Here is a 26,409-nt window from a genome sequence, read left to right as displayed (position 1 = left end):
TCTCCTTGGTTGCTCGGGACCTATTCCCGATGGCGCCAGAAGGAGGGCCCGTGAGCCGCCGTCACCGAGCGGAACGCGAGGGCGAACCCCCGACGGGGGTTGACGGCATTAGGCGAGCCGAGGCCCGCAATCAGGCGGCCAATGAGGGAGAGAGACCCGAGCGAGGAGGCCCATGGGCATCAGTGGAAGTCGTGACTGCGGACGCGCAGCGCGGGCTCGCGGCTATCGGGACCTCCCCCATTCCGCGCCCCATCCCCGCGTCCCGGCGCAATGGAAAGGTCGCTGCGCCCGACCTGCCGCAGCAGCGCATCATGATCGATAATCCGGTCGCAGATGATGTGGATGATCTCGCCTTCCTTCTGGAGCCGTCCTCGCATCGCGATCATCGAGGCCGACATGACAGGCCGCCGGTAGATGTCAAACCGGTCGGGCCAGAGAATGCCGTTGGCGATGCCTGTCTCGTCCTCGATCGTGACGAACAGCACGCCCTTCGCCGAGCCGGGCCGCTGCCGCACGAGGATCACGCCGGCGACCTCGATATTGCGGCCATCGCGGATATTCACGAGATCCGCGCAGCGGACGATGCCTTGTCGCTCGAGCTCGTCCCGCAAGAAGCTCAAGGGATGCGCACGCAGCGACAGCTGCAGCGTGCGGTAATCCTCCACCACTTCCCGCCCTTCGGTCATCGGGCGCAGCGCGGTCACGGGCTCGAGCCCTTCGGGCGAAAAGCTCGCCTCGCGGGCGTCGGCCGCCGCGAACAGCGGCAACGGCGCCTCCCCCAGCCCCCGCACCTTCCAGAGCCCCTGCCGCCTGTCCTCGGACAGGCAGGCAAAACCGTCCGCCTCGGCGATCCGCTCGATCGCGGCGCGCGGCACGCCGGCGCGCCGCCACACATCCTCGACGCAGTCATAGGGCAGATTGCCTCGTGCGCCGACGATCGCAGCGCCATGGATGTTGGCGAGGCTGCGCACCTGGCGAAAGCCGAGGCGCACCGCGAAATATCGCCCGTCCGTCTTCTCGAGAGTGCAGTCCCAATGGCTGTCGTTGATCGACACCGGACGCACCTCGACGCCATGATTCCGGGCATCGCGCACAATGTGGGCGGCCGCGTAGAAGCCCATCGGCTGCGCGTTCAGCAAAGCGGCGCAGAAGACGTCGGGATGATGATGCTTCATCCAGCAGGACGCATAGGCAATTTTCGCGAAGGAGGCGGCGTGGCTCTCCGGGAAGCCATAGCTTCCGAACCCCTCGATCTGCTTGAAGGTCCGCTCGGCGAAATCCTTGGGATAACCGCGCTCGACCATGCCGCCGACGAGCTTGTCGTAGAAATGCGATACGCCGCCCGTGAGCTTGAAGGTCGCCATCGCGCGGCGAAGCTGGTCGGCCTCTTGCGCGCTAAAGCCGGCACCGACGATCGCGACCTTCATCGCCTGTTCCTGGAACAGCGGCACGCCCAAGGTCTTCTCGAGCACCGCGCGCAGCTCGGGCTTCGGATATTCGGGCTTTTCCTTGCCCTCGCGGCGGCGGAGATAGGGATGCACCATGTCGCCCTGGATCGGGCCGGGCCGAACGATCGCGACCTCGATAACGAGGTCGTAGAAGCATTTCGGCTTGATCCGCGGCAGCATCGACATCTGCGCCCGGCTCTCGAGCTGGAAGACGCCGAGCGTATCGGCCTTCTGGATCATGCCGAAGACCGCCGGGTCGTCATCCTGCAGGTCGGCCATGCCGACATCGACGCCCTTATGCTCGCGGAGCAGGTTGAAGGCGCGGTTCATGCAGCCGAGCATGCCCAATCCCAGCACATCGACCTTCATGAATTTGAGGACGTCGATATCGTCCTTGTCCCATTCGATGATCTGCCGATCTTCCATGCGCGCGGGCTCGATCGGCACGAGATCGTCGAGCCGTTCCTCGGTGAGCACGAAGCCGCCCGGGTGCTGCGACAGATGTCGGGGTGTTCCAATCAGTTGCCGGGCAAGGTCGAGACATAGTCGAAGCCGGTAATCGTCGGCATTCAAGTTGAGCTCGGCAATCCGCTCCTCCGGGATACCGTCCATCGACCAGCCCCAGACGAGGCCGGTGAGCATCTTGGTGAGATCGCGCGGCAGGCCGAGCGCCTTCCCGACCTCGGCGACGGCGCCGCGGGTGCGGTAACGCGTGACCACGGCGGTCAGCGCGGAGCGATGACGGCCGTAGGTCTCGTAGATCCACTGGATGATCTCCTCGCGCCGCTCATGCTCGAAGTCGACGTCGATATCGGGCGGCTCCTTGCGTTCGCCGGACACGAAGCGCTCGAAGAGCAGCTCGTGCTTGATCGGGTCGATCGAGGTCACGCCGAGCAGGAAGCAGACGCAGCTGTTCGCTGCACTCCCCCGCCCCTGGCACAATATCCCGCGACGCCGGCTCTCGGCGACGATCGAATTTACCGTCAAGAAATAGGGAGCGTAATTCAATTCTCCGATCAGTCGCAGCTCATGATCGATCTGCTGCCGGTAGGCGGGCGGAATGCCGCTCGGAAACATGCGCGCGGCGCCTTCCTCGGTCAGCGCCGCCAGCGCTTCCTGCGCCGAGCGCCCCTCCATCACCTGCTCATAGGGATATTGGTAGCGGATCTCGCCGAGATCGAAGCGGCACATCGCCGCGATATCGGCGGTGGCCGCGATCGCATCGGGAAAGAGCGCAAAGCGCCTTTCCATTTCGGAAGGCGACTTCATCGCCCGGTCCATGAAGCGCTCGCGCTTGAAGCCGAGCGCATCGATCGTCGTCTTTTCGCGGATCGCGGTCAGCACGTCCTGGAGAGGTCGGCGCTCGGGCGCATGATAGAGGATGTCGCCGCAGGCGACACTCCTCACCCCCAGATCCCGCGCCATTGCGTCGAGCGCGCTGAGGCGCGCGAAGTCGCCGGGCCGGCGCCGCAGCGACAGCGCCAGAAAGGCGCGTGAGCCGAAGGCGCCGCGCAGTTCGGCAAGATCCAGCCGTGTTCGTTCGTCGGCGGCATCGGGCAGGAGGATCGCGACGAGGCCTTGCGAACTGGCCGCGATATCCGGCCAGTCGAGCCAGCAATTGCCCTTTCCGCCGCGTGCCTTGCCTTGGCTCAGCAGCCGGGTCAGCCGCGACCAGGCAGGCCTGTCGGTCGCATAAAGCAGGATCGAGCGTCCGTCGCGAAGATCGACGCGCGTCCCGGCGATCAGCCGGACGCCGGTTGCCTCCTGGCCCGAGAGGCCGCGCACCATCCCGGCGACGCTCCCGCGATCGCAAAGTCCGAGGGCCGAATGGCCGAGCAGCGCGGCGGCCGCAAACAGTTCTTCGGGCGAAGAGGCCCCCCGCAGAAAGGAAAAATGGCTCGTCGTCTGGAGCTCGACATAGGTCGTCGCGGGGATTGTCGCCGGCGCTGTCATCCGAAGATGCCGTGCATATACCAGCTGAGGTCGCCCGTATTGCCGGTGGTGGCGTCGCCGCGGCGGAACAGCCAGAAACGCTCGCCGCTCTCCGCCTCGACGCGAAAATAATCGCGCACGGCCCACATCTCACCGGGCCGGCGCCACCATTCGCCATGGATGCGCTCGGGGCCATCGCCTGCGACCACCGCATAACTCCGCCCGCGCCACGCGAAGCGGCGCGGCGGATGGTCCGGAAGCAGGGCGACGACCCGCGACAGCGCCTCGGGCCGCGCGAGCATGCGGATGGGCCGGGGCCACGACGGCCAGCCGGCAGGCTTGGCCAGGGGCTTGGCGCGCCCGATCGCACGTTCTGGCACGTCGCTCTCGATCGATCCGAGCCGGAACAGCGCCGTCTCGCCCGCGCGGCCGGCAAGCGCATCGACAAGCGGAGCGAGGTCGGGCGCTCGCGGCCCGCTGTCGAAGGCCGCGCCGCCGATCGCCTCGGCCCCCAGCTTCTCGACCTGCGGCGCGGCGAGCGCCATCGCCTCGATCCCGAGGCCCGGCTCGATGCGGTCGATACGCAGTTTGAATAGACGTAGCAGATGCTTCGCATCGCGCGTCGCGCGCGCCGTCCCGACCGTGATGAACTGCTCGCCCATGTCGAGCCGGGCGCACCGAAGGACGAGCGTCCTCGCGCCAAGGCCGCGCTCGCGCATTCCGGGTAAGAGATCGGCGAGCAGGTCGGCGATGACCTGTTCAATTGCCTCCGCCGTCCCGATCGGCTCGACAAGCGAGCGCCGCGCCTCGGGCATCTCGAACGGTATGACGGGGATGATCGGCTCGGGCACGAACCCGCGCGCCTGGTCGAGCCGCTCGACCGCGGCGCGGCCGAGCCGCCGGCCCAGCGGCCCGCGCGGCATCGGATAGAGATCGGCGATCCTCTCGATCCCGAACCGCGCCGCCGCGGCGAGCGCCTCCGGCGCCAGCCGGAGCGCCGCAAGCGGCAAAGGCGCGAGCGCCTCCCCCTCCTTTCCTTCCGGCAAGACCAGTGACGCCCGGCCGCCATAACGCGCGAGCGCGTAAGCGGAGCCGGGTGTCCCGGCGATCGCGACACGCGCGGTGAAGCCGAAGCGCTTCAGGAAACCGAGCAGCCGCGCCGCGAAACGCTCTTCGCCGCCAAAGAGGTGCGTCGTCCCCGAGAGGTCGAGCCAGAGGCCATCGCTTCCCGAGACCGCCGCCGTCGGCGTCCAGTACCGAGCCGCGTGAAGCGCGAGCCGGTCGAGCCAGCCGCGATCGGCGGCGGGGTCGGCATCGAGTATATCGAGGTCGGATACGAGCGCGCGCGCATGCGCCGCGGCCATGCCGGGCGCGAGACCGAGATCGAGCGCCGCCGGGCAGACGGCGGTGAGGATCTCCCGCTGCCCCGTTCGCGCGACGACGATCGTGGGTCGCACACCCCAGAGAGGCGGCAGCGGAGCGGCGACGCTCCCCGAAGTCCCGTCATCGGACCGCAGCGTCCGGAACACCGGCGCGGCCGCCTCGCTGCGCCGTCCAAGCTCGCGCATCGTCGGCCGCTGGTGCGCCGGCAAGGCATCAATCGCCGACCGATCGGCCCGCGCAGGCGGCGCTGCGTCCTGTGCCCAGCGTGCGCCCGGACGCCAGCCGCCGCCCCGCGGCACCGAACAGGTGCCAGGATTGTCGTCGACGAACTCGGGTATCGGCGGCCTCTGCCGCGCCGATTCAGGCGGCGTGCTTGACCGCTCCGCCTGCCGCATCCGCGCGTCCCGGCGAAGCCGTTCGATCGCCAGCTGCGGCAGGAAGAGCGAGGCGACCCTGGTCATCGCACGCCTCCAGTTCGAGGGAGAAAGGCGGGCCGCCGCGCTGCCGGACCAGCTCGACCGACCAGCGCCCGCGCCCGACGCCCGGCGATGCAAGCCGCCCGGACGGCAGCGTTCCGATGCGCCAGCGAGTCATCGCGAGCGATGGATCGGCGAGCGGGCATTGCCCGTACCGCCGGTAGCGGCGGTAAAGCAGCATCGGGGTGTTTCCCTCCGATGCCGCCAGCTGCAACCGCCGCGTCGCGGTCTGATCGGCTGCCTTCACCTCGGCGACAACGCAGGCGAGCGACCCGTCGCGCAGCGCGTCCTCGCACATAGCGAGCAGTTCCTTGTCATTCCGGCCTTGCGCATAAAGCACGCGATCCGGGCCGAGACCCGCCTGCTCGAGTCCCGGCGCGTAAAGATCGAAGCGCGTCAGCGCCCAGATCGCAGATACGCCGGGCGCCGCCGCGAAGCGCGCGGCGATCCCGGCAGCGAACAGGGTGGCCGCGGCATCGTCGCTCCAGCTTGCCGACGCAGCCGCGACCTCGTGGAGGCCCGCGCTATCGAGCCCGCCGCCGGCTAGCAGGTGATCGAGCGGTCCAACGCCGAACGGCAGCACCGGGCCGCGCGACGCGGCGACGCGCGCGACCGCTTCGCGAAGCGCGGCAAGCTCTTCGGCGCTGGGCCGGAGCAAGGGAATGGGCGTGGCGCTCATGGTGATATCGACTCAAATGTTCTCTATATGTTCCACCCGCGAGAAACATCCGTCAAGGCGCCTGCGACGAGAGGCTGTGGATCATTCAGTGACGCGACACCTTGGGCGCTGTAATCGGGCGAATAAACCGATGCCCGACCCCACAGATCTTGCCCCCCATTTTTCCAGCAACCAGCTCGTCGTCTATGCGGTCGGCGCGGCGCTGATCCTGATCATCCTGTTCAAAATCCCTTATGTCGGGCGCGTCATTCGCGGGCTTTTCTCGTTCGCCCTCCTCGCCTTCGGCATCTATCTCGTTCTCCAGCAGGCCCCCTTCGATCCGAACCTTTCGCGAATCACCGCGAGCCTCGGACTCGACCGGCAGGAGGTCGCGGGCGACGAAGTCCGTATTCCCATGAGCCGCGACGGCCATTTCTGGGCCGAGGTCAGGATCAACGGCGACAAAAGACGCATGCTTATCGACAGCGGGGCAACGGTCACGGCCCTGTCGCAGGCCACGGCGACGGCGACGGGCGTCGAGGCGGACGACACGCTTGTGCCGCTGCTCATGAAGACGGCGAACGGCACGGTCCGCGCCAAGGCCGCCACCGTCGACCGGCTGGATATCGGCAATATCACGGTAACGCGCTTCAAGGTCGTCATCTCGCCGACGCTCGGCGATACCGACATATTGGGGATGAACTTCCTCTCGCAGCTGAATAGCTGGCGTGTCGAGGGCCGTACCCTGATCCTCGAACCGAAAACCGGCTCTTCAGACCGCAGGTCGTAACCGGCCCGCGTAACCCCGGAAAACCTCCAAAGTTTCCTCGCTCTTCGAAAATATAGTCGTGCTCGAAGGGGCAACTTCGTCGCTGCTCGCCAGTTTCTCCGTCACAGCAGATGGAGATTATCATGAGCATCGAAGGCAAAGCGAAAGAAGCCGCCGGTTATGTGAAGGAAGAGCTCAACGAAAAGGGCGATTCCTCCGAGGCCAAGCGCCGCGCACAGGGAGGCCGCGACCTCCGCAATGAAGGCCGCATCGAAGATGGCAAGCCGCCGAAGCCGGGCACTCCCGGCACCGAAAAGTAAGAGACGCCTCCCTCCCATGGGAACCTGGAACCCGCTTCGGCGGGTTCTTTTTTGCCCCTCAGTCGGTCCCGCCCGCGCCCAATCGCTTGAGGCTCTTCGCGTCGCGCTCGCCGCCGAACCACCGATTCAGCGCTGCTGCGAACAGTGGGCGCGCGCTCGCCGCTTCGAACAGGGTGAGCGACGAGCGAAGCTTCACCGCGTCGACTCCGCCGAACACGGCGACCGGATCGCTTCCGACCAGGTCCTGAAGCGCGGAGACGCATGCGACATATCGCGGTCCGAGCACCGGATGCGCTAGGTAGGCGCGGGCCTCATCCAGATCGGCGATCGCATAGCGCTGTGCCATCGCGCTGCGCCCGAGCCCGGCGAGCTGCGGAAAGATGTACCACATCCAGTGCGAGCGCTTCTGGCCTCGGCCGATTTCGGCGAGCGCGCGCGCATAACTCTCTTGTTGCGCTTCGACGAAGCGCTCAAGGTCTCCGGGGTCGTTCATAGCGCCAAGGCTCCCTGCGCGGGGGGTTTGCCGAAAACCTGACGAACCTCGAGGCTGCCCGCCGGCAGCCATTGCAGGATGTCCGCAGCGGGCACGCGCGGGTCGAGCCACGCCGCCCACTGGTCGCGGGCGAGCGGGATGATCTGGCGATGATGATAGGGCGCGACGTCGGGTCCCGCGTCCATGGTGAGCAGGCTGAAGGCCTCGCCGACATGGCTGTCGCGCCAGATGCCGGCCATGCAGAACCAGCGATGATCCTTCATCGTCAGAAGCCATTTATCGAGACGTTTCTGCGTCTTGTCGGTCGGGTCTGTGAACTCGTAGAAACCGTCGCACAGGACCAGGCATCTGTTCTCGTCGAGCGACCTTTTTTCCGAACGGACGTTATAGACGGGCCGTCCGCCCTGCCCCGGCCAGCTCCAGCGCCGGTTGACGAGTTCGCCGTCGGCGGCACCGTCCGCGCCCTTCACGATCGGCGCAACATCGGTGATCTTGATGTCCTCGCGAGCCGGGACGTTCGGCATGCCTTCCGGCGTGTCGATCTTGATTTTCAGATCGTCGAAATCCTCGGCGATCGACGCGATGTCGACCTCGAGCCGATAATCATTGCACATGCGCGGCGGTCCCCTGGCCCTTGCGACTCATCTTCGTTCCCATTATGTTCCACGCATGGCCACAACGCCAACACCTTTCGACCCCGAGTCTCCCGATGGTCGCCGTGCGCTCATAAGACGCAATCCCGAGGATGAAAGCGAGATCGAAATGGTCGATGCGGTCTGGGGAAGCGATCCGCGCTTTTCCGACGGCATCAATTACCGTTTCGTCCGGTCCGAAGGCCGGGCTTTCCCGAAGCGCCGCTGCCTGATCCCTGCCTCCGAGTTCCGGATGGGCACCGGCGACCATCGTTACCGGGTGACGCTCGACAGCGGCAATTTCTTCTATCTCGCGGCGGTCTGGGATCCGCCGCTCGCCGACTGGCCGCTGTCTTACCGCATCCTCACGATCCCCGCGGGAGCCGACGTCATCCCCTATCAGTCGCGCCATGGCGTCATCGTCGAACGCCGAAATGTCATGCACTGGCTCGACGGCACGCTGCCCAACGAAGAGCTGTTCGAGGAGCCGCCCCGCCACACGCTGTTCGTCGAGCCGCTCCGCGCGCAAGCCTCGCTGCCGCTGTGACCGCAAACGCCGGCGCCAGCGCACCGCGGGCCGCATCCCAGCCCGACCTTTTCGGCCCCTCGCTCCTTCCCGGTCTTACCGCCGCCGACGATGTCATCGACGCCATCGACGAGCGGCAATAGATCGCCCGGATCGAAGCCGCCGATCTCACGCCGTTCCAGTTCCAGCAGTGGGAAGGCAAGAGGCTGACGCGATCCTTCGGCTGGACCTATGACTTCCAGACGGGCCGCTTCACCCCCGGCGACCCGATGCCGCTGTGGCTCGAGCCCGCCCGCGCGCGCGCCGCCGCCTTCGCCGGCCTCGATCCCGACGCCCTCGAGCAAGCCTTGATCATTCACTACGGGATCGGTGCCGGCATCGGCTGGCACAAAGATCGCCCCGTCTTCGAACATGTCATCGGCCTGTCGCTCGGCGCGCCGGCGACCATGCGGTTCCGGCGCCGGACCCTCACAGGCTTCGAGCGCGCCACAGCCTATCTCGAGCCGCGCTCCATCTATCATATGCAGGGGGAAGCCCGCGACGATTGGGAGCATAGCATCGCCCCCATGCAAGTGCCGCGCTGGTCGATCACCTTCCGAAGCTTGCGCTAAGCGATTGAAGTCATGACGCGAGAAGAGCAGAAGCCCCGCATGTTTCGTATGTTCAGTCTGCCCGCGCTCCTCTTGGCCCTCGCCTCCTGTGCGTCGGCGCCCGCTAGCGTCGCGCCCGCGCCCGAGCCTCCGCTCCGCCTCGCGAGCTGGAACCTCGAGTTTCTCGCCGAGAAGGACGGCGACGGCTGTGCGCCGCGCGCGCCGGAAGATTATGCCGCGATGCGCCGCATCGCCGACGGACTCGATGCCGATGTCATCGCGTTTCAGGAGGCCGAGAGCCCTGTTGCAGCGGCGCGCGTCTTCGATCCCGCTCGCTTCACGATCGTGATGGAAGAGCGGCCGGGCGCACCGGGCGGCACTTGCGGCGGGAAATACCCCCAGCAGCGGGTCATCCGCCAGGCCGTCGGCTTCGCGATCCGCAAGGGCATCCCGTTCGATCGTCACGCCGATGTGACCTCGCTCATGCTCGGCAATGCGCAGCTGCGCTCGGGCGTTGACATCACGCTCCGCCCGCGAGGGCAAAAGCCAATCCGCCTTCTCGGCGTCCACCTGAAGTCAGGCTGCTTCGCAGGCAGCGACGCCAAAGCCTGTCCCGTCCTGCTCGAACAGATACCGGCACTCGAAGCGTGGATCGATGCTGCCGCACGCGGACCTGACCGGTTCGCCGTGCTCGGGGACTGGAACCGCCGCCTCAGCCTTCCCGGCGACAGCGTCTGGCGCGAGATCGATGACGGCGACCCTAAGAATGCCGACCTGCGGCTTGCCGACGAAGGCGCAGCGCCGAAGTGCGATCCCCGCTACGACAGTTTCATCGACCATATCGTTCTGGACAAGCGCGCGGGCGAAGACCTGCTCGCTTTCACCGAAACGCTTTATGCGCCGGGCGAGGCCCATCATTCGGATCATTGTCCAGTGTCGGTGACGATCGCGGCACGGACGCCGCGCTAGATCGTCTGCGCGCGGGGCTTATCAGGTTTCGGAGATCGTTTCGTCCTCGATCGCCGCGTGAATCATGCGATCCCAGATGTCGGCATCGCCCACTGCGAGCATTCGCCCGCTCGGTTCGCGCAAGGTCCGCAGCACCGCGAGCGCAGCCGCGCTGTAATCGGGCCAGAGTGCGTCGACCGCCTCGACTGCAGACGCCATATCGCCTTCCCCGTTTCGGCTGAGCGCATGGCCCGCGAGAACGCGGGCAACCCGCTCGACTGGCGCGGTAGCGGCGCGGTCGAACGCTTCGGTCATATCCGGATCCCAAGATAGTCGCGAACATGGCCCGGGCAGGTGCCGACAGCATCGACCGCCTCGCGAAGCTCATCCTCGCCCACGGCGAGATGAGCCATCCAGCTTTCGATCGCTACGGGGTCGCGCAGATCGATCCGGTCGCTGGCGAGCGGACGCATACTGGTTTGAGCATCGGTCATGTCGGCTTCCTCAAGCTTCTCTCCAATCAACGCTGCCGCCCGCCGCAAGTTGCCGGCAGATAGTGCGCCCGATTTGGGGTGAACCGAGTGCCGCACGGCAACTTTGCTAACGGGCCCTCGTTTCCTTCATGGAAAAGGAGACAGCAATGGCATCGGCAGCGACACATCAGACAAGGTCTTCGGGCATCGGCAAGATCACAGGCGTTGCCGTCCTAGGCGCGCTCTACTGGTTCACGCGCAGGACGGGGCCCAAATTCCCCAAGCACGACAATCATTCCGCCGCGTTCGCCGACAGTGAAACGGACCCTGAGAATTTCGACCAGACCCGCTCCGCCGGCCCCGACGGCATGCGCAGCGACGCGCGCCGCAGCTGGGACAGTGTCGATCAGGCAGCCGATGAATCCTTTCCCGCGAGCGACCCGCCCGCGACCTATTGAAGAGCCAGGACAGATCATGACCGATGCGCATAAGGATGATCGCGACGGCGCCGCGAAAGGCCAGCCCACGCCCGGATCGTTGCCGCAGGAAAAGGTCGAGGACCGCGACAATGTCGGCACCGCGAGGCCCGAGGACTATCCGAAGGAAGATCGCGACGACGGAGATGTCGCGGCGGCCAATCGTGGAAAGCGCGCGGACAAGCATGGAAGCGGACCCGTCAGCGGCAGCGGCGCTGGCGCCGGCGGCGGCGGCATCCCCGAAGACTATGACGATGATCCGCAGGGCGGCGGCGGCCACAAGCCCGTCGCCACGGACACCGGACCGAACACAGGTGCCGACGCACCGGTCGGGGGCAGTCGCTAGCGAATGATGCTAGAGGCCGGCCTTTTCGAGCGCCGCGACCAGTTCGGCGTCTCTCGGTTCGTCCTTCGGCGTCATCCGGTTGAGAAGCGTTTGAACGCGCGTCTGAGCAACCTGCAGCGTCTTGTGCCGCACCTCGCGGATATTGTTTGTCCGCCACGAGCAGCTTTCGCCTAGCAAGGCTTCCCACTTTGCTTCTTCCGCGGCGAGGACTGCCAGCGCGAGCCGCAGGCCGTCGCGTTGGCCTTTACGAAAATCATCCGACATGCGGTGGCTCTCGAGAGCGGCGCGCGGCGTCAGGCAGGCGCCTTGCTTTCGGCAAGCGCTGCGATGATCGCGTCGCAAAAGGCCTCGAGATCGTCGGGGCAACGGCTCGTGATGAAATTGCCGTCGACGACGACCGCCTCATCGACCACCTCGGCGCCGGCGTTCGCGACATCGGTAAGGATCGACTTGTAGCTGGTCATCCGCTTCCCCTTCGCGAGTCCGGCTTCGATCAGGAGCCACGGCGCATGGCAGATCGCCGCGACAGGCTTTCCAGCGGCGGCAAAGTCGCGGATGACCGACAGTGCGCTTTCCTCGACACGCAGCAGGTCGGGATTGATCTGACCGCCGGGCAGCACGAGCGCATCATAATTGTCGACGTTGACCTCGCCGATCAACAAGTCGACCTCGATCTCGTCGCCCCAGTCATCCTCGTCCCAGCCAGTGATCTCTCCCGCTTCGAGCGACGCGAGTTCGACCTCGGCGCCGGCGTCCTGCAAACGCTCGAGCGGCACTTCGAGTTCGGACTGCTCGAAGCCGTCCGTCGCCATGATGAGGATGCGGCACGCGGCGAGGTCTGCGGTGTCGGCCATGGGAAATTCCTTTCGCTGTCCAACTGACAATGCCCTGCGAGGCGAGACGTTGCCTCGCCCTGCGAGGCGAAGCGACGGCCCGGGCCGCACGCAGGGCGGACCAGCCTGCGGAACCAGGACCGACCGACCGAGGTTCTTCCCTCTCCTGCTGCCGCCTCCGTCAGGGGTGCGACACAGACGGGGAAGGACCGCTTTGGCCGACGCCGACACGAGCAAGGATTATCCCAGAACGCCCGACGGACGCTATTTCGTCGTGAGGGGCCGGCTCTGGCGCCTGTCGGACCCGCGCCTCGGCGAAGCCGAACGCACCCATCTCGTCGACCGCCTGATGACGGCGCGGCGTGCCGTCGGTGCAGCCAAATTGGCCGACGCCAAGCTTGCCCTGCGAAAGGCCCGCGCCGATGTCGACGAGACGAAGCGTGCGCTCGGCGAGCGCGGGCCGGTATGGTGGGACGATGGCGCGCCGGACTATAACCGGCGCATGGCGACGAACACGCCCTATGCCGAATGGTACAGGAGCCTCGAAGCATTGCAGCCATGAAAATGCGCGATAAATATTCCCACATCCCCGGCTATTCTCGCACCCTTTCCACACGCGGCGCATTGTAGAACGATGACCAGATCGATCGCGTTCGTCGGCGCCGGCCCGACCACCATCTACACGCTTCACGCCCTTCTCGATCAAAGCCCTCCGCCCTTCGCGCTTACCATATTCGAGGAGCAGCCGACGGCGGGGCGCGGCACGCCCTATCGACCCGGGTGGAATGATCCGGCGATGCTCTCGAACATCGCCAGCATCGAGATCCCGGCGCTCGAGACGACATTGATCGACTGGCTGCGCGCGCAGCCGGCAAGCCGCCTCGTCGCGCTTGGCATCGATCCCGAAGAGATCGGCGAGCGAACCTTCTACCCTCGTCTCGCGCTCGGCGATTTCTTCACCGACCAGTTCCAGGCCTTGCTCGAACGCGCGAAGGCGCGCGGCATATCGGTCGATGTGCGGACCCGGTGCCGCGTGGTCGATGCGGTAAGCGAGCCGGACGCGATGGTCCTCAGCGTTCGCTCCCGGTCGGGCACGATCAGCGAAGCGCGCTTCGACCATGTCGTCCTCGCGACGGGCCATCAATGGCCCGAGAATCCCGAGGTCCGGCCCGGCTATTATCTCAGCCCGTGGCCCGCCTCGGCTCTCGCCGACATCGTCCCCACCAGGATCGGCATCCGCGGCACCTCGCTGAGCGCGATCGACGCGGCCGTCGCGCTCGCGGTTTCGCACGGCGCGTTCGTCGACGACGGCGGCGCCGGTCTCCGCTACGAGCCCGCCGCGGGCACCGAGGCGTTCCATATGACGATGATGTCGCGAAAAGGGCTGCTCCCCGAAGCCGATTTCTTCGCGCCGCTTCCCTATGAGCCGCTCTCGATCTGCACGCCCGAGGCCATGGAGGCGCTGATCACCGCCGATGGTCTGCTGCTCGATCCCGCTTTCGCGCTTTTCAAACAGGAGCTGATCGCTGCCGATCCCGATTATGCCGCGAGGACCGGGATCGCACGCCTCGAACTGGAGGATTTCTGCGAGACCTACTTCGCCGATCGCGCCGAAGCCGACCCCTTCGCCTGGGCCGAAGCGAACCTCGCGGAAGCCAGACACAATTATGAGACCGAGCATACGGTGCCATGGCGCTATGCGATCCTGCGTATGCACGAGGTCCTGGCGCTGATCGTCCCGCACCTCGACACCGAAGAGTATCGGCGCTTCGCCAAGCATTTCAAACCTGTGTTCGTCGACGATTATGCGACCGTCCCGCATGAATCGATCGAACGGATGATTGCGCTTCACCGGGCCGGCAAGCTCGATGTCCTCGCCATCGGCGACGATTACCGGATCGACAGCCACCGTCCCGAAGGCGGCGCTCTCGTCATGGCCCAAGGCGAGCGCCATGCCTTTCCGGTCTTCATCGAGGCGACCGGCCAGCGTCCCCTGCAGGCAAAGAGCTTTCCCTTCCCCTCGCTTCTCCAGCAAGGCATCGTGCGCGACGCGGCGCCCGGCGCTGCGCCGGGCATCTCGCGCGGGATCGCGATCGACGATCTGTTCCACCCGGTATCGGACGATATCCCCGAAGACCAGCTCTTCTGTCTCAGTCTGCCGTTTCTGCTGGGCCGCCACCCCTTCATCCAGGGCATCACCAGCTCGCACGAGATGGGCCTGGTGGTCGCCGAGCAACTTGCCGCCGCGCTCGCAAGCGACAGGTCGGCCGCCCGCCATTCGGACGAAGGAGAGATTGCCGCATGAAGCTGTTCGCGATCTACATCGGGGGCGAGATCGAGGGTGCCAATATCGAGCTGCACGACATGCGCTTTGTCGTCGCCCCGTCGATTGCCGAGACCTATGACGAACTGCGCCGCCAGTGGTGGGGCATTCCGAAGAGCCTCCATATCGACTGCTGGGCCGAAATCGACCAGGTCGACGGCTATGATGTCCTGCTGAAGCCCGAGCCATTCACAGGCACCGAGCGCCTCTATTATGTGAACCTCGGCGGCTATGCCGAGGGCGAGTTTCTTGAGAAGCACAAGAATGTCTTCGTGGTCGCCGACAGCGTGCCGAAAGCGAAGGCGCGCGCGCTGAAATGCGCCGCCGGGTGGCGCGAGCCCCATCGCGACGACATGTATGAAGCCGAGCAGGCGATCGCGCTCGGCGAGAGCGTTGCGCGGCTTCAGCTCCATGTCCATCTGGTGCCGAGCGCGGCGCGCAAGGAGCTTGTCTTCACCTGCGACTATACGCCGATCCGCGTGCGGTCGCCGCGATGACCGCGCCTTTCCCTGGAACAGCGTTCGACGTCCGCGAACGCAGCGCCATATTGCTGCCTCTCCCCGCGGCTGGACTGCCCGACGATGGCATCATCAACCGGAGCGATCCGGCGGCCATGCGCGCCTGGTCGCGCCTATTCGGCGTGCATCAGCCGCGGATACTGATCGCGGTGGCGGTGGTCGGTCCGCGCCATGACGCGGTCCGCGACTATCTGCAGAACAGCAGGACCTGGTTCGGTCCCGAAGACTGAACGCGCCCGGCCGAGCGTATCCCGAAATCGCCCCCTCGAAACCTGCGATCTGTCACGCAGCGCGGCCGAACGCCTCCGCCACGAAATCGCGGCCAAGCCGAAGTCCGACGGGATCGACGCTGTGACCGACCCCGTAGGATATATGCGTCGTGACGTCGACACCGAGCCGCTTGAGCTCACTCTCCGACATGTGGAGCGCCGCGATCGGGACGACGGGGTCCGCGGTCCCGTGCACCAGCAGCACCGGCGGAGAGTTCGCGCCCTTGTCATGCCCGAGCCCGAGCGTTCCGGTGAGCATTCCCGAATAGCCGACCACCGCCGCCACGGGCCGCTGACGGCGGAGTCCAATGTGGAGCGCCATCATCGTGCCCTGGCTGAACCCGACGAGCGCGAGATCCGCCTCGGTCAGGCCATATTGATCGAGCTTGCGGTCGATAAAGGCGTCGATCGCCGGAGCGGCTGAGGCGGTGCCGGCCGCGAGCGCCGACGGGGCGAAGCCTGAGAGACCCCACCATTGATAGCCGGCTCCCATCATGTTGCAGCGCTGCGGCGCGTGCGGCGCGAGGAACAGCGTGTCCGGAAGGGCTTCCTGCCACTGCGGCGCGAGCGAAATCATGTCCGTCCCGCTCGATCCGAAACCGTGCAGGAGCAAGACGATCTTCCTGGGGGCGCCGCCCGAGCGCGGCTGGATGCTGGCGCCATTCACAATCTTCAAAAAGGACATGCCGCCTATATGGGGATCGGTAGCCATATGTCAGCAACACCATCGGCCTCATCCCAACGCCACATCACTTCTCAAAGTTTCTTTTCGGAACAAAACTTGTAACTAATCCATTTAAGGAACATATAGGCATCCAAGGAGGCCCATATGGCGACCGCGACAATCAAGGCGATGGACCGCAAGGAGCTGACCGGCCCTGCGCTCCGCACATTTTTCAATATCGCCGAGGCGTGGGATCTCAGCGAGACCGAACAGATGAAGCTGCTCGGCCTCGACAGCCGCTCGACCTTTCATAACTGGAAGCGCGGCGAAGTCGCGGCGCTCGCCAAGGATGCGCTCGAGCGTATTTCCTATGTGATGGGCATCTACAAGGGGCTTCAGATCCTCGTACCGAAGACGGCGGACGCGTGGATCCGCAAGCCGAACAAGGCGCCGCTCTTCGGCGGCAAGCCCGCGATCGACCGCATGGCGTCTGGAAATGTCGCCGATCTTTATGTGGTGCGGCAATATATCGACGGCCAGCGCGGCTGATCCCTTGGACATTCCCGTTACCGCGACGCGCTGGTCGCCCTGCTATCGCATCATCCCGAGCCGCTTCCCGCCCGTCGGCCTTTTCGACAAGGTCGCCGATCCGGCCGACCTCGAGGCCGTGTTCCTGATCGAGGCGATGACCAACGACCGCCTCCGCGACGAGGCGGGCGACCTTGCCCTCGTGCCGCCCGAGGACCGTGTCTCCGGCCCCGGCACGACGCCGATCATGGCGGCGTTCACCCATCTTAACCCACATGGCAGCCGCTTTTCGGACGGCAGCTTCGGCGTCTTTTACGCCGGTCTCACGATCGACACTGCGATCGCCGAGACCAAACATCACCGCATCCAATTCCTGGCCGCAACCGACGAGCCCGCGCAGGAGATCGACATGCGGGTCTATGCGGTCGACCTTACCGCAAACCTCCACGACCTCCGCGGCCATGCGGACAGCCACCCCCATCTCTACTATCCCGACAGCTACGCCAGCTCGCAGGGGCTCGCAGCCGGGCTGCGCGAAGCCGGGTCCGATGGCATCCGCTACCGGAGCGTCCGCCAGCAAGGCGGCGAATGCGCCGCCGCCTTCCGGCCCCGCCTGCTCGCGCATTGCCGGCAGGAGCGGCATCTCTGCTATGTCTGGGACGGCGAGACGATCGGCACGGTCTATGAGAAGAAAAATTTCGAGGGGTGGCGAAAGGCGCGCAACCAATCGTCGATCGCGGACGTTTCACTAACCTGTCCAGACGAAAGAATGGCAGAATTTGATCGCATCTTCGGATGCAATCTAGGGAAGCCCCGCCGCAGAGATGTGGCGGGGCTTACTTCATTCCCCACCCTCACATCGCAGATGCTGGCCCGGAGGGCCGAACAAACGCACTCTTGGCGAGCCCGCGGCGGGGCGGCGTGCGATGCGCGCCAGTGCCTAGCCGCCGCCCCGCAAGGATAGCGAGCCAAGTGTGCCGCGCGGCCCAGCATCAGTGCGACCCCTGGCCGAGCCTGCGAGGCCAGAGCACGCTCCTCAAATGCCGCGCTCTATATCCTCAGCAATGCCGATCGATCAAATGCGCTGTGGGAAGCGACACCGTGATCACAGGCCCTCCAGCCTCGGCTTCGTCGAGCTCCACGCTGCCCCCGTAACGCTCCGCGAGCCCGACCCCGCTACCCTCACCGCGCTCCTCCAGCCGGACGTCCGTCGTCATTACCCGTGACCGCTCGCCCTCGACTATGCCGGGATCATCATCTCAGACGGATATACGGACCGCCCGGTCAATACCGTCGGCGGGAACTGTCACCGCCGAACGCGCATAACGCCAGCTGCGCCGGATCGCGGCATAGACCGCGCCGCCCGGCGTCAGGTGAATGCCTCGATCCGGCGGAGCTGACGGATATTTTCGTCCGAAATTGCCGAACTGTCTCGCGACGCCGGCTGCGTTCCTGTAGCTGGTCCCAACCTCGCCTGGATCCATCGCTGCGGACCGAAGCAAAGCCGACATGGCGTGAACCTCGGGGTGATTCTTGCCAGCACTGGGAGCGCGGAGATATTGCTCCATCAACAATATCGATTTGTCGCCAGACCAGTCGGCATTTCGCATTTTCCAATATCTCCAGCCGCAGGCGACCGTGCGAAACGCTGATTTAGTCGGGGAAAAAGGTCACACAGGGCAACAATCTTATGATTTGCGCCAAGGTGAGCCAAAAGGCTGGTGACCTCCGAATCCCCGTCGTGTAGCGTGTCGGCCAACTGATGTCGGGCGGGCAAAATTTGAGCATTTATCTGGACAATATGGCGGCAACGCCAGTCGACCCGCGAGTGGCTGACTGCCATCGTTCGGCCATGCTTGTCTTCGGCGCAAATGCGCATAGCACCGAGCATAGCGACGGTGTCGAAGCGCAAGAGGCTATCGACAAGGCCGGGTCCGAAATTCTGAAGGCCCTCGGCCAGTCGCGCCGGTCGATTTGCTTTACGCCTGGCGCTTCGGCCGCACTGTGGCTCGCGGTTGAAGATTGCATTTTTCGTACCGCCGGGCGTCTACCCCAAATTTCGGCATCGGCTGCGGAACACCCCGCTCTGCTAAGCGCGCTCGGGCAGGCGGAACGTGCCGGACGCATCATATTCGAGACGTTGCCCGTCGACCACTGCGGACTGGTGCGCATGGATGCGGTGGAGGCGGCCCTCGACCGCGGCGTCGATCTTCTCTGCACGATGGCCGCGAATAACGAGGTCGGCACGGTCACAAACGTAACAGCTATTCGCGAAATGGCGCGGCGCGCGGGTGCCCGCCACTTGGTCGATGCCAGTCAGGCTGCGGGAAAGATCGACATCGCCGACACAATGGACGCTGACTTGATCGTGCTCAGCGGCGCAAAGATTTATGGCCCGCGCCGGACCGGCGCATTGATTGGAGAACTTCACGGTGGTGCCGCCGACTGGGCGCACGGCCTTTTTGGTTCACCGGACACGCCGTCGGCGATCGCACTCGCGTTTGCCGTGCAGCTAAGGGCAGAAGAAAGCGAGTTCGACGAAGCGCGCATTCGGTGCCTTCGCGACAATCTTCAATGCCGGCTCATGACGGCCGTGCCGGGATTGCTGGTGAACGGAGCCGACGCCGAGCGCATCGCCGGCAGCCTCCATATTTCGTCCCCGCATATTCCCGGCGATGCCGTCGTGTCCCGGCTTTGGGGAGCGCTGGCCGTCTCGACCGGCGCTGCATGCCAGTCGGGCGCGCAGGCGCCGTCTCATGTCTTGACTGCAATGGGCTTGCCCGATTGGGCTCGCGAAGGCGCCGTGCGTGTCGGGATTGGCCGTTTCAACACAAGCGAAGATGTAGATCGGGCGGTCGAACTGCTCGCCCCTGCCCTGAATGCGCAAGCCCCCGCCCGGAGAGTTGCATGACCGCCGCCCTAGCCATCCGTCCCCGCTTCAGCGGGCATGAAACCTTTGCCTGCCGCTTTGCTTGGCTGCCGAAGGCCGTCCGACTCATTGCAAGGGATCCGGATGCTCTCAGCGACGACCAAGCCGCCATTTTCGAGCTCGGCCTGGGCAAGAACATGGTGCGAGCGCTACGGTTCTGGCTCGAGGCCTTCAACGTTGCGTCGGCCAAAGGCGGTTCGTGGGAGCTCCTCCCCTTCGGCGAAGCGATCTTCGGTCAGGATGGTTATGACCGCTATCTCGAAAGGGTAGAGACGCAGTGGCTGCTCCACTGGGAGCTTTCGACTGCCATCGAGGCCCCGCTCTTTGCGTGGCGACACATATTGTTCAGACGGATGCGCCCAGATTTCACGCGCAGCGAGCTTCTTGCCGAGATGCGCATGGAGGGCGAACGGCTGGGCTATGATCACAGCGACGTCACGCTTCTGCAGCACGCCGACATCTTTCTGCACAGCTATGTGGGGTCGCTGTCTTCGACATCACCCGAAGACACGCTCGATGGCCCGTTGGTCGATCTGGGCATCCTCAGACGGCTTGGGCGCCGGCGCGGCGGAGCAGATCGTGCCGAGCCTGTCTTCGGGTTGCATACGAGCGGCCTCGACGATGTCGGCGGCAGGGTCGTCGACTATGCCATGACCGCATTCTGGGCCAAGCGGCGTGCGAACGAGAGCATCATGACGTTCCGCGACCTTGCCTACGCAGAGGGCTCTCCCGGCGCGACCTTGCGCCTCCGTGTCGAGGATCTGCAGGATCATGTCGAGCAAGCGTCGCATCTTTGGACGTACCGCCCGTCGGGCGACGCGGGAATAATAACGGCAGCTGCGCCACTCGACCTCGAGGCCCGGCTGAGGGAGATTTACGCGTGAAGCAGAGAGCGATGATCAGCGAACTCCTCGGCAGACCCGGGCTGTTTTATCGCTCCGTCGCGCTTGAACGGGACGCGAAGGACCCGTCGGCGGGGCGCTCATTCGTCCTGACGCCCTGGCTCGAACGGGGTGCATCAGAAGTCCTGTCTGGCATGAAACCCGGGTCGACCCGGCGCGCCTGGCGCATATTGGGAGACTTTGGCGTCGGCAAGTCGGCGCTCGCACTCGCCATCGTCCAAATGCTGGATCCCCGCATCGCGGATCCTTCGATGCCATTGGCAAAGCTCGCGCACCAGTGCCCCAGGATGTACCCACTCCTCGTAACCGGGTCACGACTGGGTTTCTCCGAAACGCTTCTGGCCGCGATAGCCGCCGCAGTAGACGGCGACGCAGACGTTTCCGCCGCGGACGCGACGAAGCTTCGCGATCTGCGCGATCCTTTCGAGGCCATCCTTTGCCTGCGCGATGCGCTTCGTGCCAGCGGCAAGTTCGATGGCCTTCTGCTGGTGATCGACGAGATGGGTAAATTTCTCGAGACGGCGGGCGAAGCCGAGGGATTTGACATTTTTCGGCTCCAGTCGCTGGCGGAGACGGCCGCGCGCTCGGGCGACGCGCCGCTTGGCGTCATCCTGATCCTGCACAAGGGCTTCCAGTCCTACGCCGAAGATTGGCGGACCTCGCGCCGTACCGAATGGGAAAAGGTCGCAGAGCGTTTCGAAGAGCTCGTTTTCGATCATCCGCTTTCTCATACTGCGGCGCTGTTGAGCTCCGCGCTCGCCGTCGATACGGCTGCCCTGCCCACCAAGATTCGAAAGGAGTGCACCGGCGCAACCCGCCGCGTCCGGGCGCTTGGCTGGCTCGGGCCCAAGAGCGCCGCCGAAGAGCTTCCATGCTGGCCTATTCATCCGGCCGCCGTTCCCGTCATGGCCCGCTTCTTTGCGGCATATGGCCAGAACGAGCGATCGCTCTTCGGTTTCGCCCAGAGCGAGGAACCAAACAGCCTGCGCGCGTTCGCCGCCGCCACGAGAGTTGGTGACAACCTTTACGACATCGCACAATTCTTTGATTTTATAGCGTCGTCCTTCGGGCACAGGCTGACCAGCCGTAGCGGCGCCGGCGATTGGAGCCGCATCGAGGCCGTGCTCGACAGGGCAGCCGATTCCGATCCGACGGAGACTGCGGTTCTGAAGACGGTCGGCGTTCTCAACCTGATAGACGCGCCCGATCTCGCCGCGACTGCGGCAACTGTCGCGGCTTGCCTCGATCCTGCCCATTCTCAAAGCGATGTCGAAGGCGCCATCGCACGTCTGACCGAAGGCGGCCTCCTCTTCCAACGTCCAGGCCGCCCTGACCTTCGCCTTTGGACCAGCCGCCGCGTCGATCTTTCGCGTATCTGGGCTGAGGCCGAGGAAGAAATCGAAGCCCGATCGGTCCTTCGGGAATTGCCGCGCCACCTGGCGTCGCTGCCTATCCAAAGCCATGTGCTTGCGCGCCGGCATTCGGTGATGACCGGCACGAACCGCCGGTTCGCTCTTCGCTGCACACATGCATCGTCGCTGTCCGGATACAGCGGCCACCGCGACGCCGACGGCGGCGTTACGGCGATCCTTTGCGGCAGCGAAGAAGACAGGCGGGTCGCCCATGCCTGGTCGATCGAGGCGACGGGAGAGCACAAGACTCTCATCGCGCTCGTTTCACCGCCACTTCATGATCTGGCCCCTGCAATGATTGACCTCCTGCGTCACCGCTGGGTCATCACCCATGCAGCGGCGCTGCAGGAAGACGCACATGCGCTGGCCGAGATCGAGCGCGGCATGGCCGATCTTGAGACGAGGCTGGTCGGGGCCTTGGAGGCGCTGCTGGGTCTTCGGGGCAAGCCGCCGACGGAGCAAGTCGACAGGTTCCACGCTGGCGCCAAATCGGTCTTGCACACCCCAATTCACACCGAAATTTCGGACCTGTGCGACGCTCTCTATGAGCTTGCACCGCTGGTGGAGAACGAGCTCGTCAACCGCCACAGTCTTACCAGCGCCGGCGCCGGCGCACGGCAGCGATTGATCGAGCAGATGTTTGCCAGTGCGGCAGACCCGCAACTCGGTTTCAAGGCCGGCAAAAACCCGCCGGAACGGGCCCTCTACCTCTCGCTCATGCGCAAAGGCCGGCTCCACCGCGAAGAAGAGGGCCGCTGGATCATCGCGCCGCCGCGGCCGGATGACGATCCCTTGCGGCTCCTGCCGGCGATCGACGCGATCTTTTCGCTGCTGACCAGCGATACCGTTCGTATTCCTCTGATCGACTTCTACACGCTGGTCGAAGAAAAGCCCTATGGCGTTCGCCGCGGCTTGGCACCGATCCTGCTCGCAACCGCCCTGGTTGCCGCCGGTCACCGCGTTTCACTTTTCGAGCGAGGGACCTATTGCACGAAGCTCGATGGTGCCGCGTTCATGCGTATCCTGAAATCGCCGGAGCATTTCGAGCTGCAGTGGGCGGCGCTAGTGGGCGTCCGGGCTGACGTCTTCCAAAGACTGGCGGAGATTCTTCACCAGCCGGTCGTCGAAAGCGGCATCCGCGCGGTAGTTGATCCGCTGATCCGGTTTGCCGTCGACCTGCCATTTCACGTTCAACATTCGGCAACACTCGATGGCATTCCGCGCGAGGTCCGCAAGAAGCTGACCAGCGCGCGCAGCCCCATCGATCTCCTGTTTGTCGATTTGCCTCTGGCCTGCGGTGAGGCTCCCTTCGGCACGGACGATGCGACCGACGATCCTCGCGCGGCCTCCTTCGCTCGGACCCTCGACAGCGCGATCACCGAGTTGCGCGCCTGTTACCCCAAGCTTCTGGAAACGATGCGGGGCGAACTTCTTGCGGGTCTGAACGCGGAGGCGCGCGCACATCTTGGTCAGCGTGCCACCCAGCTGAACTGGCGCGTAAAAGAGCAGCAACTACGGACATTCGTGATCCGGGTCGCAGACGATGCCCTGCCGGATGATCCGTGGATCGAGGCCATCGGGGGCGCGGTGATCGGCAAGCCTCCGGCACGCTGGCTCGCCCAGGATGTAGAGCTATGGCAGTCGCGCCTGGCCAATCTCATCGGCCAGTTCCAGCGAGTGGAGGCTACGGCCTTCGGGTGCGGTCAGCAAGGCGGCGCTGCCGTTCGCATTTCGTTGACACGAACTGACGGAGAGGAGCGCGCCGTAATCGTCGATACCGCCGACCTGAACGAGGACGAGAGAATCGCGTTGCACGGTGCGATACGGCTCGGGGTGGACGCCGGACTGTCCCTTGACAAGCTGGCCGCGCTCGTCTCCCTCAGGGCGATGGAAGAAGGCGGCGATGCTGAGGCCCAGGGCATCGAAAATGCCGACCGGGGTCGCGCCTGATGAGACATATCCTTAGTCTGTCGGGCGGCAAGGATAGCGCCGCGCTCGCCGTATATCTTCGCGACCGCGTGCCCAACATGGAATATATCTTCCATGACACCGGCAAGGAGCTCCCGGAGACCTACGACTATATGGCGAGGCTGGAGAGCATCCTTGGCCAGCCGGTCACGCGCACGACGCCCGACGATACGTTCGAGCATTGGCTGGCCGTCTATGGGGACATGCTGCCGTCCAATCACCGGCGCTGGTGCACCAAGATGCTGAAGCTGAAACCGTTCGAAGCCTATATCGGCGACGATCCGACCATCAACTATGTCGGCCTTCGGGCCGACGAGAAGCGCGTCGGCTATATCAGCACCAAGCCCAATATCACGGCCGTCTATCCGTTCCAGGAGGACGGGCTGGTTCGCGCCGACATCATACGCATTCTCGAGGACAGTGGCCTCGGCCTTCCGCCCTATATGGAGTGGGGGCGCTCCAGGTCCGGCTGCTATTTCTGCTTCTATCAGCAGAAGATCGAATGGGTCCGCCTCAAGCGCAAACACCCCGACCTGTTCGAGCGCGCCAAGGAGTATGAAGTGCGGAGCGCGCAAGTGAGCGAGAGTTTCACATGGTGTAGCAAGGAATCGCTTTCCGAGCTGGAACGTCCCGAACGCATGGAAGAGATCGAACGAAACTGGGAAGCGAGCCAAGCTCGCCGTGCGGCCAAGCGCGTCAACCTGCCGCTCACCGCAGTGTTGGGCGGAGCCGAAGTCGAGGAGCAGGAGCCCGAAGGCTGCCTGATCTGCTCGATCTAGCCAGTCTTTGGGAAGCCGCGCTTAATCATGAGATACGGACGCGGCGCCCGGCTCACGGATAGAAGTTGATCGCAAGCCAGGCATCCTTGGGCAATCCGTCGGCAGCCGCTAGGGGAGCTTCGCGGTCCAGCACGGCGATATTGCCAACTTGCGCCTTCCCTCCCTCCAAGCGAAGGCCGAGCAATTTCTGGCGTTGCTGCCAATCGCCGAGCATCGCCCGCGCGTTGCCGAGCTGCGCCGCATCCAAGCCATCCTGTTCGACGGTATCAAGGGTTGTCGCGATGCGCAGCAGGAGCGCTTCCTGGATTACCGCCTCGGGCTTCTCGTCCCCGATAACGCATGCCAGTTCGCCGGCCTTGATCGGCGCGAACAGCTGCTCCTTTGCGGTGCCCCGGAGAATGACGACCTCGATCGTCGGATAACGATAAGCGGGCGGTGTCTCCGGCAAGCCCACGCGCGTCAGATGGCTCGCAAATCGCTGCTGGAGCGCGAGCGCCTGCACCGGCCTCAACCGAGCAACTTTTTTGAAGGCCATGTCGTCCGCCCACGACTTGAAGCCGTCGACCGACGGCGTAACGAGATCCGACGCGTCCCAGTCGATGATCAGATTTTCGCCGTCGTGGAGGAAAAGGTCGGTCCGGATGATCGGGCGGTTCGTTCCGGCGCGATTTGTCTTGGCGCTGCTCCGCTTCGTGACGACGCCCTTTAGAAGAAGCACAGTCTTGGTTTTGCCATGTTCAAGATCGCATGCCTGCGAGATGACGACGCAGGCTTCCTTGACCCGCTTTGACCTGGTGCCGGTCTCGCGCAAGAACACGTCGCCAAGCTCGAGATCGAGCTTGCCGGCCGTCTGTGCAGGAGCGTCGGGCAGGCATTGGAAGGCAGCGGCGTCGGCCATCTTCACGACGGTTTCGCTTGGCGCGAACGGGGACGGAGGACGCCCGTCGAAGGAAATCGCGTTCATCGAAGCGGTTGCCGAACGGAGCGCCGGCTTGTCTTCGATGATGCGGCGCAAATAGCCGTCGAAAAGACCGCTGATATGGTCTCCGAAATGCGCTGCACCATCATCGCCCAATTTGGTCCGGATCTGAAAATAGTCCTGCAAATCAAGTTCGCCGACGCCCTTCTTGAAGTCCGTCACAGCGTCGGTGAGCGCTCCAGACCAGGATCGCACGAAAGCACCGATCGTTCTTGTCTGGGGAAGGAAGCGGACCATTCCTGCAAGCGAGCTCAGGAACTCCATATTGTCGTCTTCGAACTCGGACTTCCTCGCGAACTTGAACTGCGACCCCAGAAGCTGGGCCTTTTCCCGGAATTTACCGGCCTCCTTGTCCTTCTTGAGCTCGGATGACATCAAGACGACCAAGGGCATCTCCGCCGGCGCATAGTGCGACACGATCTCTTCGATCCGCAGGCGGGATCGCTCCACGGAAGGGGTGCCCTTGGATCCGAGATAATAGTCCATGAAGATGAGAGGATAGTGCGCGGCGTCCTGGCCGCCAGGTCCGTCGCTACCGACCTGCGTGGTCGTGACGCCCAGCGTGGTCAGCACTGCCACGAGATCATTCAGCGGCTTGAGGCGCCCCTCGCGGTCATTTGCGATCCGTCCGAATATCGCATTCCCGAGAAGCTGAAGCGGCCCCGCGGCGCCGATGCGCGCGGCTTCTAGTGCCTGTGCAAGCGGCTGGGCGGCTTGGAGTTGCTGGCCCAGATCGTCCGGATCGATCGGCGCCGTCCCCCCGGCGGCAACGAAAGCTTCCGACACACCGTCGGTGTTCTCGATCAGGTTGAAGGCCCGTTCGAGATCCTCGGCT

The 26,409-nt window shown here is 64.8% G+C and carries 29 protein-coding genes and 1 pseudogene; 18 read left to right on the top strand and 12 right to left on the bottom strand.

The window, feature by feature from the left end; translation table 11 throughout:
• Window positions 1-179: 179 nt before the first annotated feature.
• Genes ACO055_RS01430 through ACO055_RS01420 form a run of 3 tightly spaced genes read right to left on the bottom strand, consistent with a single transcriptional unit; the run spans window position 180 to window position 5,918 of the window.
• A complete protein-coding gene (locus ACO055_RS01430) occupies window positions 180-3,401 on the bottom strand; it encodes an error-prone DNA polymerase (RefSeq protein WP_422060837.1) in 3,222 nt (1,073 codons plus the stop codon).
• Window positions 3,398-5,224, bottom strand: a complete 1,827-nt coding sequence (locus tag ACO055_RS01425) for a DUF6504 family protein (protein WP_422060836.1) — start codon at window positions 5,222-5,224, stop codon at window positions 3,398-3,400. The genes ACO055_RS01430 and ACO055_RS01425 overlap by 4 nt, the downstream gene beginning before the upstream one ends.
• Window positions 5,124-5,918: an ImuA family protein gene (locus tag ACO055_RS01420; protein WP_422060835.1), complete on the bottom strand. Its 795-nt coding sequence runs from the start codon at window positions 5,916-5,918 to the stop codon at window positions 5,124-5,126. Before ACO055_RS01420 ends, ACO055_RS01425 begins: the two co-directional genes overlap by 101 nt.
• A 130-nt stretch (window positions 5,919-6,048) precedes the next feature.
• On the opposite strand from ACO055_RS01420, the gene ACO055_RS01415 reads away from it, so the two are divergent.
• Window positions 6,049-6,687: a retropepsin-like aspartic protease family protein gene (locus tag ACO055_RS01415; protein WP_422060834.1), complete on the top strand. Its 639-nt coding sequence runs from the start codon at window positions 6,049-6,051 to the stop codon at window positions 6,685-6,687.
• Window positions 6,688-6,809: 122 nt separating this feature from the next.
• The gene (locus ACO055_RS01410; protein ID WP_422060833.1) at window positions 6,810-6,986 is read left to right on the top strand and encodes a hypothetical protein; all 177 of its coding nucleotides are present in this window, start codon (window positions 6,810-6,812) and stop codon (window positions 6,984-6,986) included.
• A 58-nt stretch (window positions 6,987-7,044) separates the two neighbouring features.
• Here the strand turns inward: ACO055_RS01410 and ACO055_RS01405 are convergent, their stop codons facing one another.
• Window positions 7,045-7,479 (bottom strand): DUF1810 domain-containing protein, encoded by a 435-nt coding sequence (locus ACO055_RS01405; RefSeq protein ID WP_422060832.1) that lies wholly within the window; start codon window positions 7,477-7,479, stop codon window positions 7,045-7,047.
• Window positions 7,476-8,093, bottom strand: coding sequence for an SOS response-associated peptidase (locus ACO055_RS01400; protein WP_422060831.1), 618 nt, complete (start codon window positions 8,091-8,093; stop codon window positions 7,476-7,478). Before ACO055_RS01400 ends, ACO055_RS01405 begins: the two co-directional genes overlap by 4 nt.
• Before the next feature lie 55 nt (window positions 8,094-8,148).
• Between ACO055_RS01400 and ACO055_RS01395 the strand changes: the two genes are divergently transcribed.
• From ACO055_RS01395 to ACO055_RS01380, 4 genes are all read left to right on the top strand, one after another.
• Window positions 8,149-8,658: an SOS response-associated peptidase family protein gene (locus ACO055_RS01395; protein ID WP_422060830.1), complete on the top strand. Its 510-nt coding sequence runs from the start codon at window positions 8,149-8,151 to the stop codon at window positions 8,656-8,658.
• Window positions 8,655-8,780 carry a hypothetical protein gene (locus ACO055_RS01390; RefSeq protein ID WP_422060829.1) on the top strand — a complete coding sequence of 42 codons (126 nt, stop codon included), beginning with the start codon at window positions 8,655-8,657 and terminating at the stop codon, window positions 8,778-8,780. The genes ACO055_RS01395 and ACO055_RS01390 overlap by 4 nt, the downstream gene beginning before the upstream one ends.
• A 126-nt stretch (window positions 8,781-8,906) precedes the next feature.
• On the top strand, window positions 8,907-9,248 hold the full coding sequence (locus tag ACO055_RS01385; RefSeq protein WP_422060828.1) for an alpha-ketoglutarate-dependent dioxygenase AlkB: 342 nt from the start codon (window positions 8,907-8,909) through the stop codon (window positions 9,246-9,248).
• A gap of 39 nt (window positions 9,249-9,287) precedes the next feature.
• The gene (locus ACO055_RS01380; protein ID WP_422060827.1) at window positions 9,288-10,196 is read left to right on the top strand and encodes an endonuclease; all 909 of its coding nucleotides are present in this window, start codon (window positions 9,288-9,290) and stop codon (window positions 10,194-10,196) included.
• A 21-nt stretch (window positions 10,197-10,217) separates the two neighbouring features.
• Here the strand turns inward: ACO055_RS01380 and ACO055_RS01375 are convergent, their stop codons facing one another.
• Together ACO055_RS01375 and ACO055_RS01370 are read right to left on the bottom strand one after the other, a co-directional pair.
• Complete coding sequence (locus ACO055_RS01375) at window positions 10,218-10,490, bottom strand: hypothetical protein (protein WP_422060826.1); 273 nt, start codon at window positions 10,488-10,490, stop codon at window positions 10,218-10,220.
• The gene (locus tag ACO055_RS01370) at window positions 10,487-10,669 is read right to left on the bottom strand and encodes a DUF3606 domain-containing protein (protein WP_422060825.1); all 183 of its coding nucleotides are present in this window, start codon (window positions 10,667-10,669) and stop codon (window positions 10,487-10,489) included. The genes ACO055_RS01375 and ACO055_RS01370 overlap by 4 nt, the downstream gene beginning before the upstream one ends.
• Before the next feature lie 146 nt (window positions 10,670-10,815).
• Here ACO055_RS01370 and ACO055_RS01365 point away from each other — a divergent pair, with 146 nt between their 5' ends.
• Both ACO055_RS01365 and ACO055_RS01360 read left to right on the top strand, forming a co-directional pair.
• Window positions 10,816-11,106, top strand: coding sequence for a hypothetical protein (locus tag ACO055_RS01365; RefSeq protein WP_422060824.1), 291 nt, complete (start codon window positions 10,816-10,818; stop codon window positions 11,104-11,106).
• Window positions 11,107-11,122: 16 nt separating this feature from the next.
• Window positions 11,123-11,470: a hypothetical protein gene (locus ACO055_RS01360; RefSeq protein WP_422060823.1), complete on the top strand. Its 348-nt coding sequence runs from the start codon at window positions 11,123-11,125 to the stop codon at window positions 11,468-11,470.
• 9 nt (window positions 11,471-11,479) lie between these two features.
• Here ACO055_RS01360 and ACO055_RS01355 read toward each other — a convergent pair whose 3' ends face one another.
• Window positions 11,480-11,734, bottom strand: coding sequence for a hypothetical protein (locus tag ACO055_RS01355; RefSeq protein ID WP_422060822.1), 255 nt, complete (start codon window positions 11,732-11,734; stop codon window positions 11,480-11,482).
• 29 nt (window positions 11,735-11,763) lie between these two features.
• Window positions 11,764-12,324 carry a type 1 glutamine amidotransferase domain-containing protein gene (locus ACO055_RS01350; protein WP_422060820.1) on the bottom strand — a complete coding sequence of 187 codons (561 nt, stop codon included), beginning with the start codon at window positions 12,322-12,324 and terminating at the stop codon, window positions 11,764-11,766.
• Between the two features lie 193 nt (window positions 12,325-12,517).
• Between ACO055_RS01350 and ACO055_RS01345 the strand changes: the two genes are divergently transcribed.
• The 4 genes from ACO055_RS01345 (at window position 12,518) to ACO055_RS01330 (ending at window position 15,374) form a co-directional block, all read left to right on the top strand.
• Complete coding sequence (locus ACO055_RS01345; RefSeq protein ID WP_422060819.1) at window positions 12,518-12,865, top strand: hypothetical protein; 348 nt, start codon at window positions 12,518-12,520, stop codon at window positions 12,863-12,865.
• A 72-nt stretch (window positions 12,866-12,937) separates the two neighbouring features.
• On the top strand, window positions 12,938-14,608 hold the full coding sequence (locus ACO055_RS01340; protein WP_422060818.1) for an FAD/NAD(P)-binding protein: 1,671 nt from the start codon (window positions 12,938-12,940) through the stop codon (window positions 14,606-14,608).
• Complete coding sequence (locus tag ACO055_RS01335) at window positions 14,605-15,123, top strand: DUF1543 domain-containing protein (protein ID WP_422060816.1); 519 nt, start codon at window positions 14,605-14,607, stop codon at window positions 15,121-15,123. The genes ACO055_RS01340 and ACO055_RS01335 overlap by 4 nt, the downstream gene beginning before the upstream one ends.
• Window positions 15,120-15,374, top strand: coding sequence for a DUF3606 domain-containing protein (locus ACO055_RS01330; protein WP_422060815.1), 255 nt, complete (start codon window positions 15,120-15,122; stop codon window positions 15,372-15,374). Before ACO055_RS01335 ends, ACO055_RS01330 begins: the two co-directional genes overlap by 4 nt.
• A gap of 52 nt (window positions 15,375-15,426) precedes the next feature.
• Here ACO055_RS01330 and ACO055_RS01325 read toward each other — a convergent pair whose 3' ends face one another.
• Entirely contained in the window at window positions 15,427-16,098 is a 672-nt protein-coding gene (locus tag ACO055_RS01325) for an alpha/beta hydrolase (RefSeq protein ID WP_422060814.1), read from the bottom strand.
• A 144-nt stretch (window positions 16,099-16,242) separates the two neighbouring features.
• On the opposite strand from ACO055_RS01325, the gene ACO055_RS01320 reads away from it, so the two are divergent.
• Together ACO055_RS01320 and ACO055_RS01315 are read left to right on the top strand one after the other, a co-directional pair.
• Window positions 16,243-16,626, top strand: coding sequence for an antitoxin Xre-like helix-turn-helix domain-containing protein (locus tag ACO055_RS01320; RefSeq protein ID WP_422060813.1), 384 nt, complete (start codon window positions 16,243-16,245; stop codon window positions 16,624-16,626).
• Window positions 16,589-17,305 (top strand): annotated as a pseudogene (locus ACO055_RS01315) (RES family NAD+ phosphorylase); the annotation flags it as partial. The gene ACO055_RS01320 and the pseudogene ACO055_RS01315, both read left to right, overlap by 38 nt.
• Before the next feature lie 559 nt (window positions 17,306-17,864).
• Here ACO055_RS01315 and ACO055_RS01310 read toward each other — a convergent pair.
• Window positions 17,865-18,215, bottom strand: a complete 351-nt coding sequence (locus ACO055_RS01310) for a hypothetical protein (protein WP_422060812.1) — start codon at window positions 18,213-18,215, stop codon at window positions 17,865-17,867.
• 170 nt (window positions 18,216-18,385) lie between these two features.
• Between ACO055_RS01310 and ACO055_RS01305 the strand changes: the two genes are divergently transcribed.
• Genes ACO055_RS01305 through ACO055_RS01290 form a run of 4 tightly spaced genes read left to right on the top strand, consistent with a single transcriptional unit; the run spans window position 18,386 to window position 24,595 of the window.
• On the top strand, window positions 18,386-19,516 hold the full coding sequence (locus ACO055_RS01305; RefSeq protein WP_422060811.1) for a cysteine desulfurase family protein: 1,131 nt from the start codon (window positions 18,386-18,388) through the stop codon (window positions 19,514-19,516).
• Window positions 19,513-20,418, top strand: coding sequence for a DUF4007 family protein (locus ACO055_RS01300; RefSeq protein ID WP_422060810.1), 906 nt, complete (start codon window positions 19,513-19,515; stop codon window positions 20,416-20,418). The genes ACO055_RS01305 and ACO055_RS01300 overlap by 4 nt, the downstream gene beginning before the upstream one ends.
• An 11-nt stretch (window positions 20,419-20,429) precedes the next feature.
• Window positions 20,430-23,798 (top strand): hypothetical protein, encoded by a 3,369-nt coding sequence (locus ACO055_RS01295; RefSeq protein WP_422060809.1) that lies wholly within the window; start codon window positions 20,430-20,432, stop codon window positions 23,796-23,798.
• Window positions 23,798-24,595: a phosphoadenosine phosphosulfate reductase family protein gene (locus ACO055_RS01290; RefSeq protein WP_422060808.1), complete on the top strand. Its 798-nt coding sequence runs from the start codon at window positions 23,798-23,800 to the stop codon at window positions 24,593-24,595. Before ACO055_RS01295 ends, ACO055_RS01290 begins: the two co-directional genes overlap by 1 nt.
• A gap of 52 nt (window positions 24,596-24,647) precedes the next feature.
• Here ACO055_RS01290 and ACO055_RS01285 read toward each other — a convergent pair whose 3' ends face one another.
• The gene (locus ACO055_RS01285) at window positions 24,648-26,147 is read right to left on the bottom strand and encodes a hypothetical protein (protein WP_422060807.1); all 1,500 of its coding nucleotides are present in this window, start codon (window positions 26,145-26,147) and stop codon (window positions 24,648-24,650) included.
• Between the last annotated feature and the right edge of the window lie 262 nt (window positions 26,148-26,409).

Origin of the sequence: Sphingopyxis sp., assembly GCF_965227415.1 — a bacterium.
Classification (GTDB): domain Bacteria; phylum Pseudomonadota; class Alphaproteobacteria; order Sphingomonadales; family Sphingomonadaceae; genus Sphingopyxis.
Note: the sequence above shows the minus strand (reverse complement) of the source record. Positions and strands in the feature narration are given on the sequence as shown.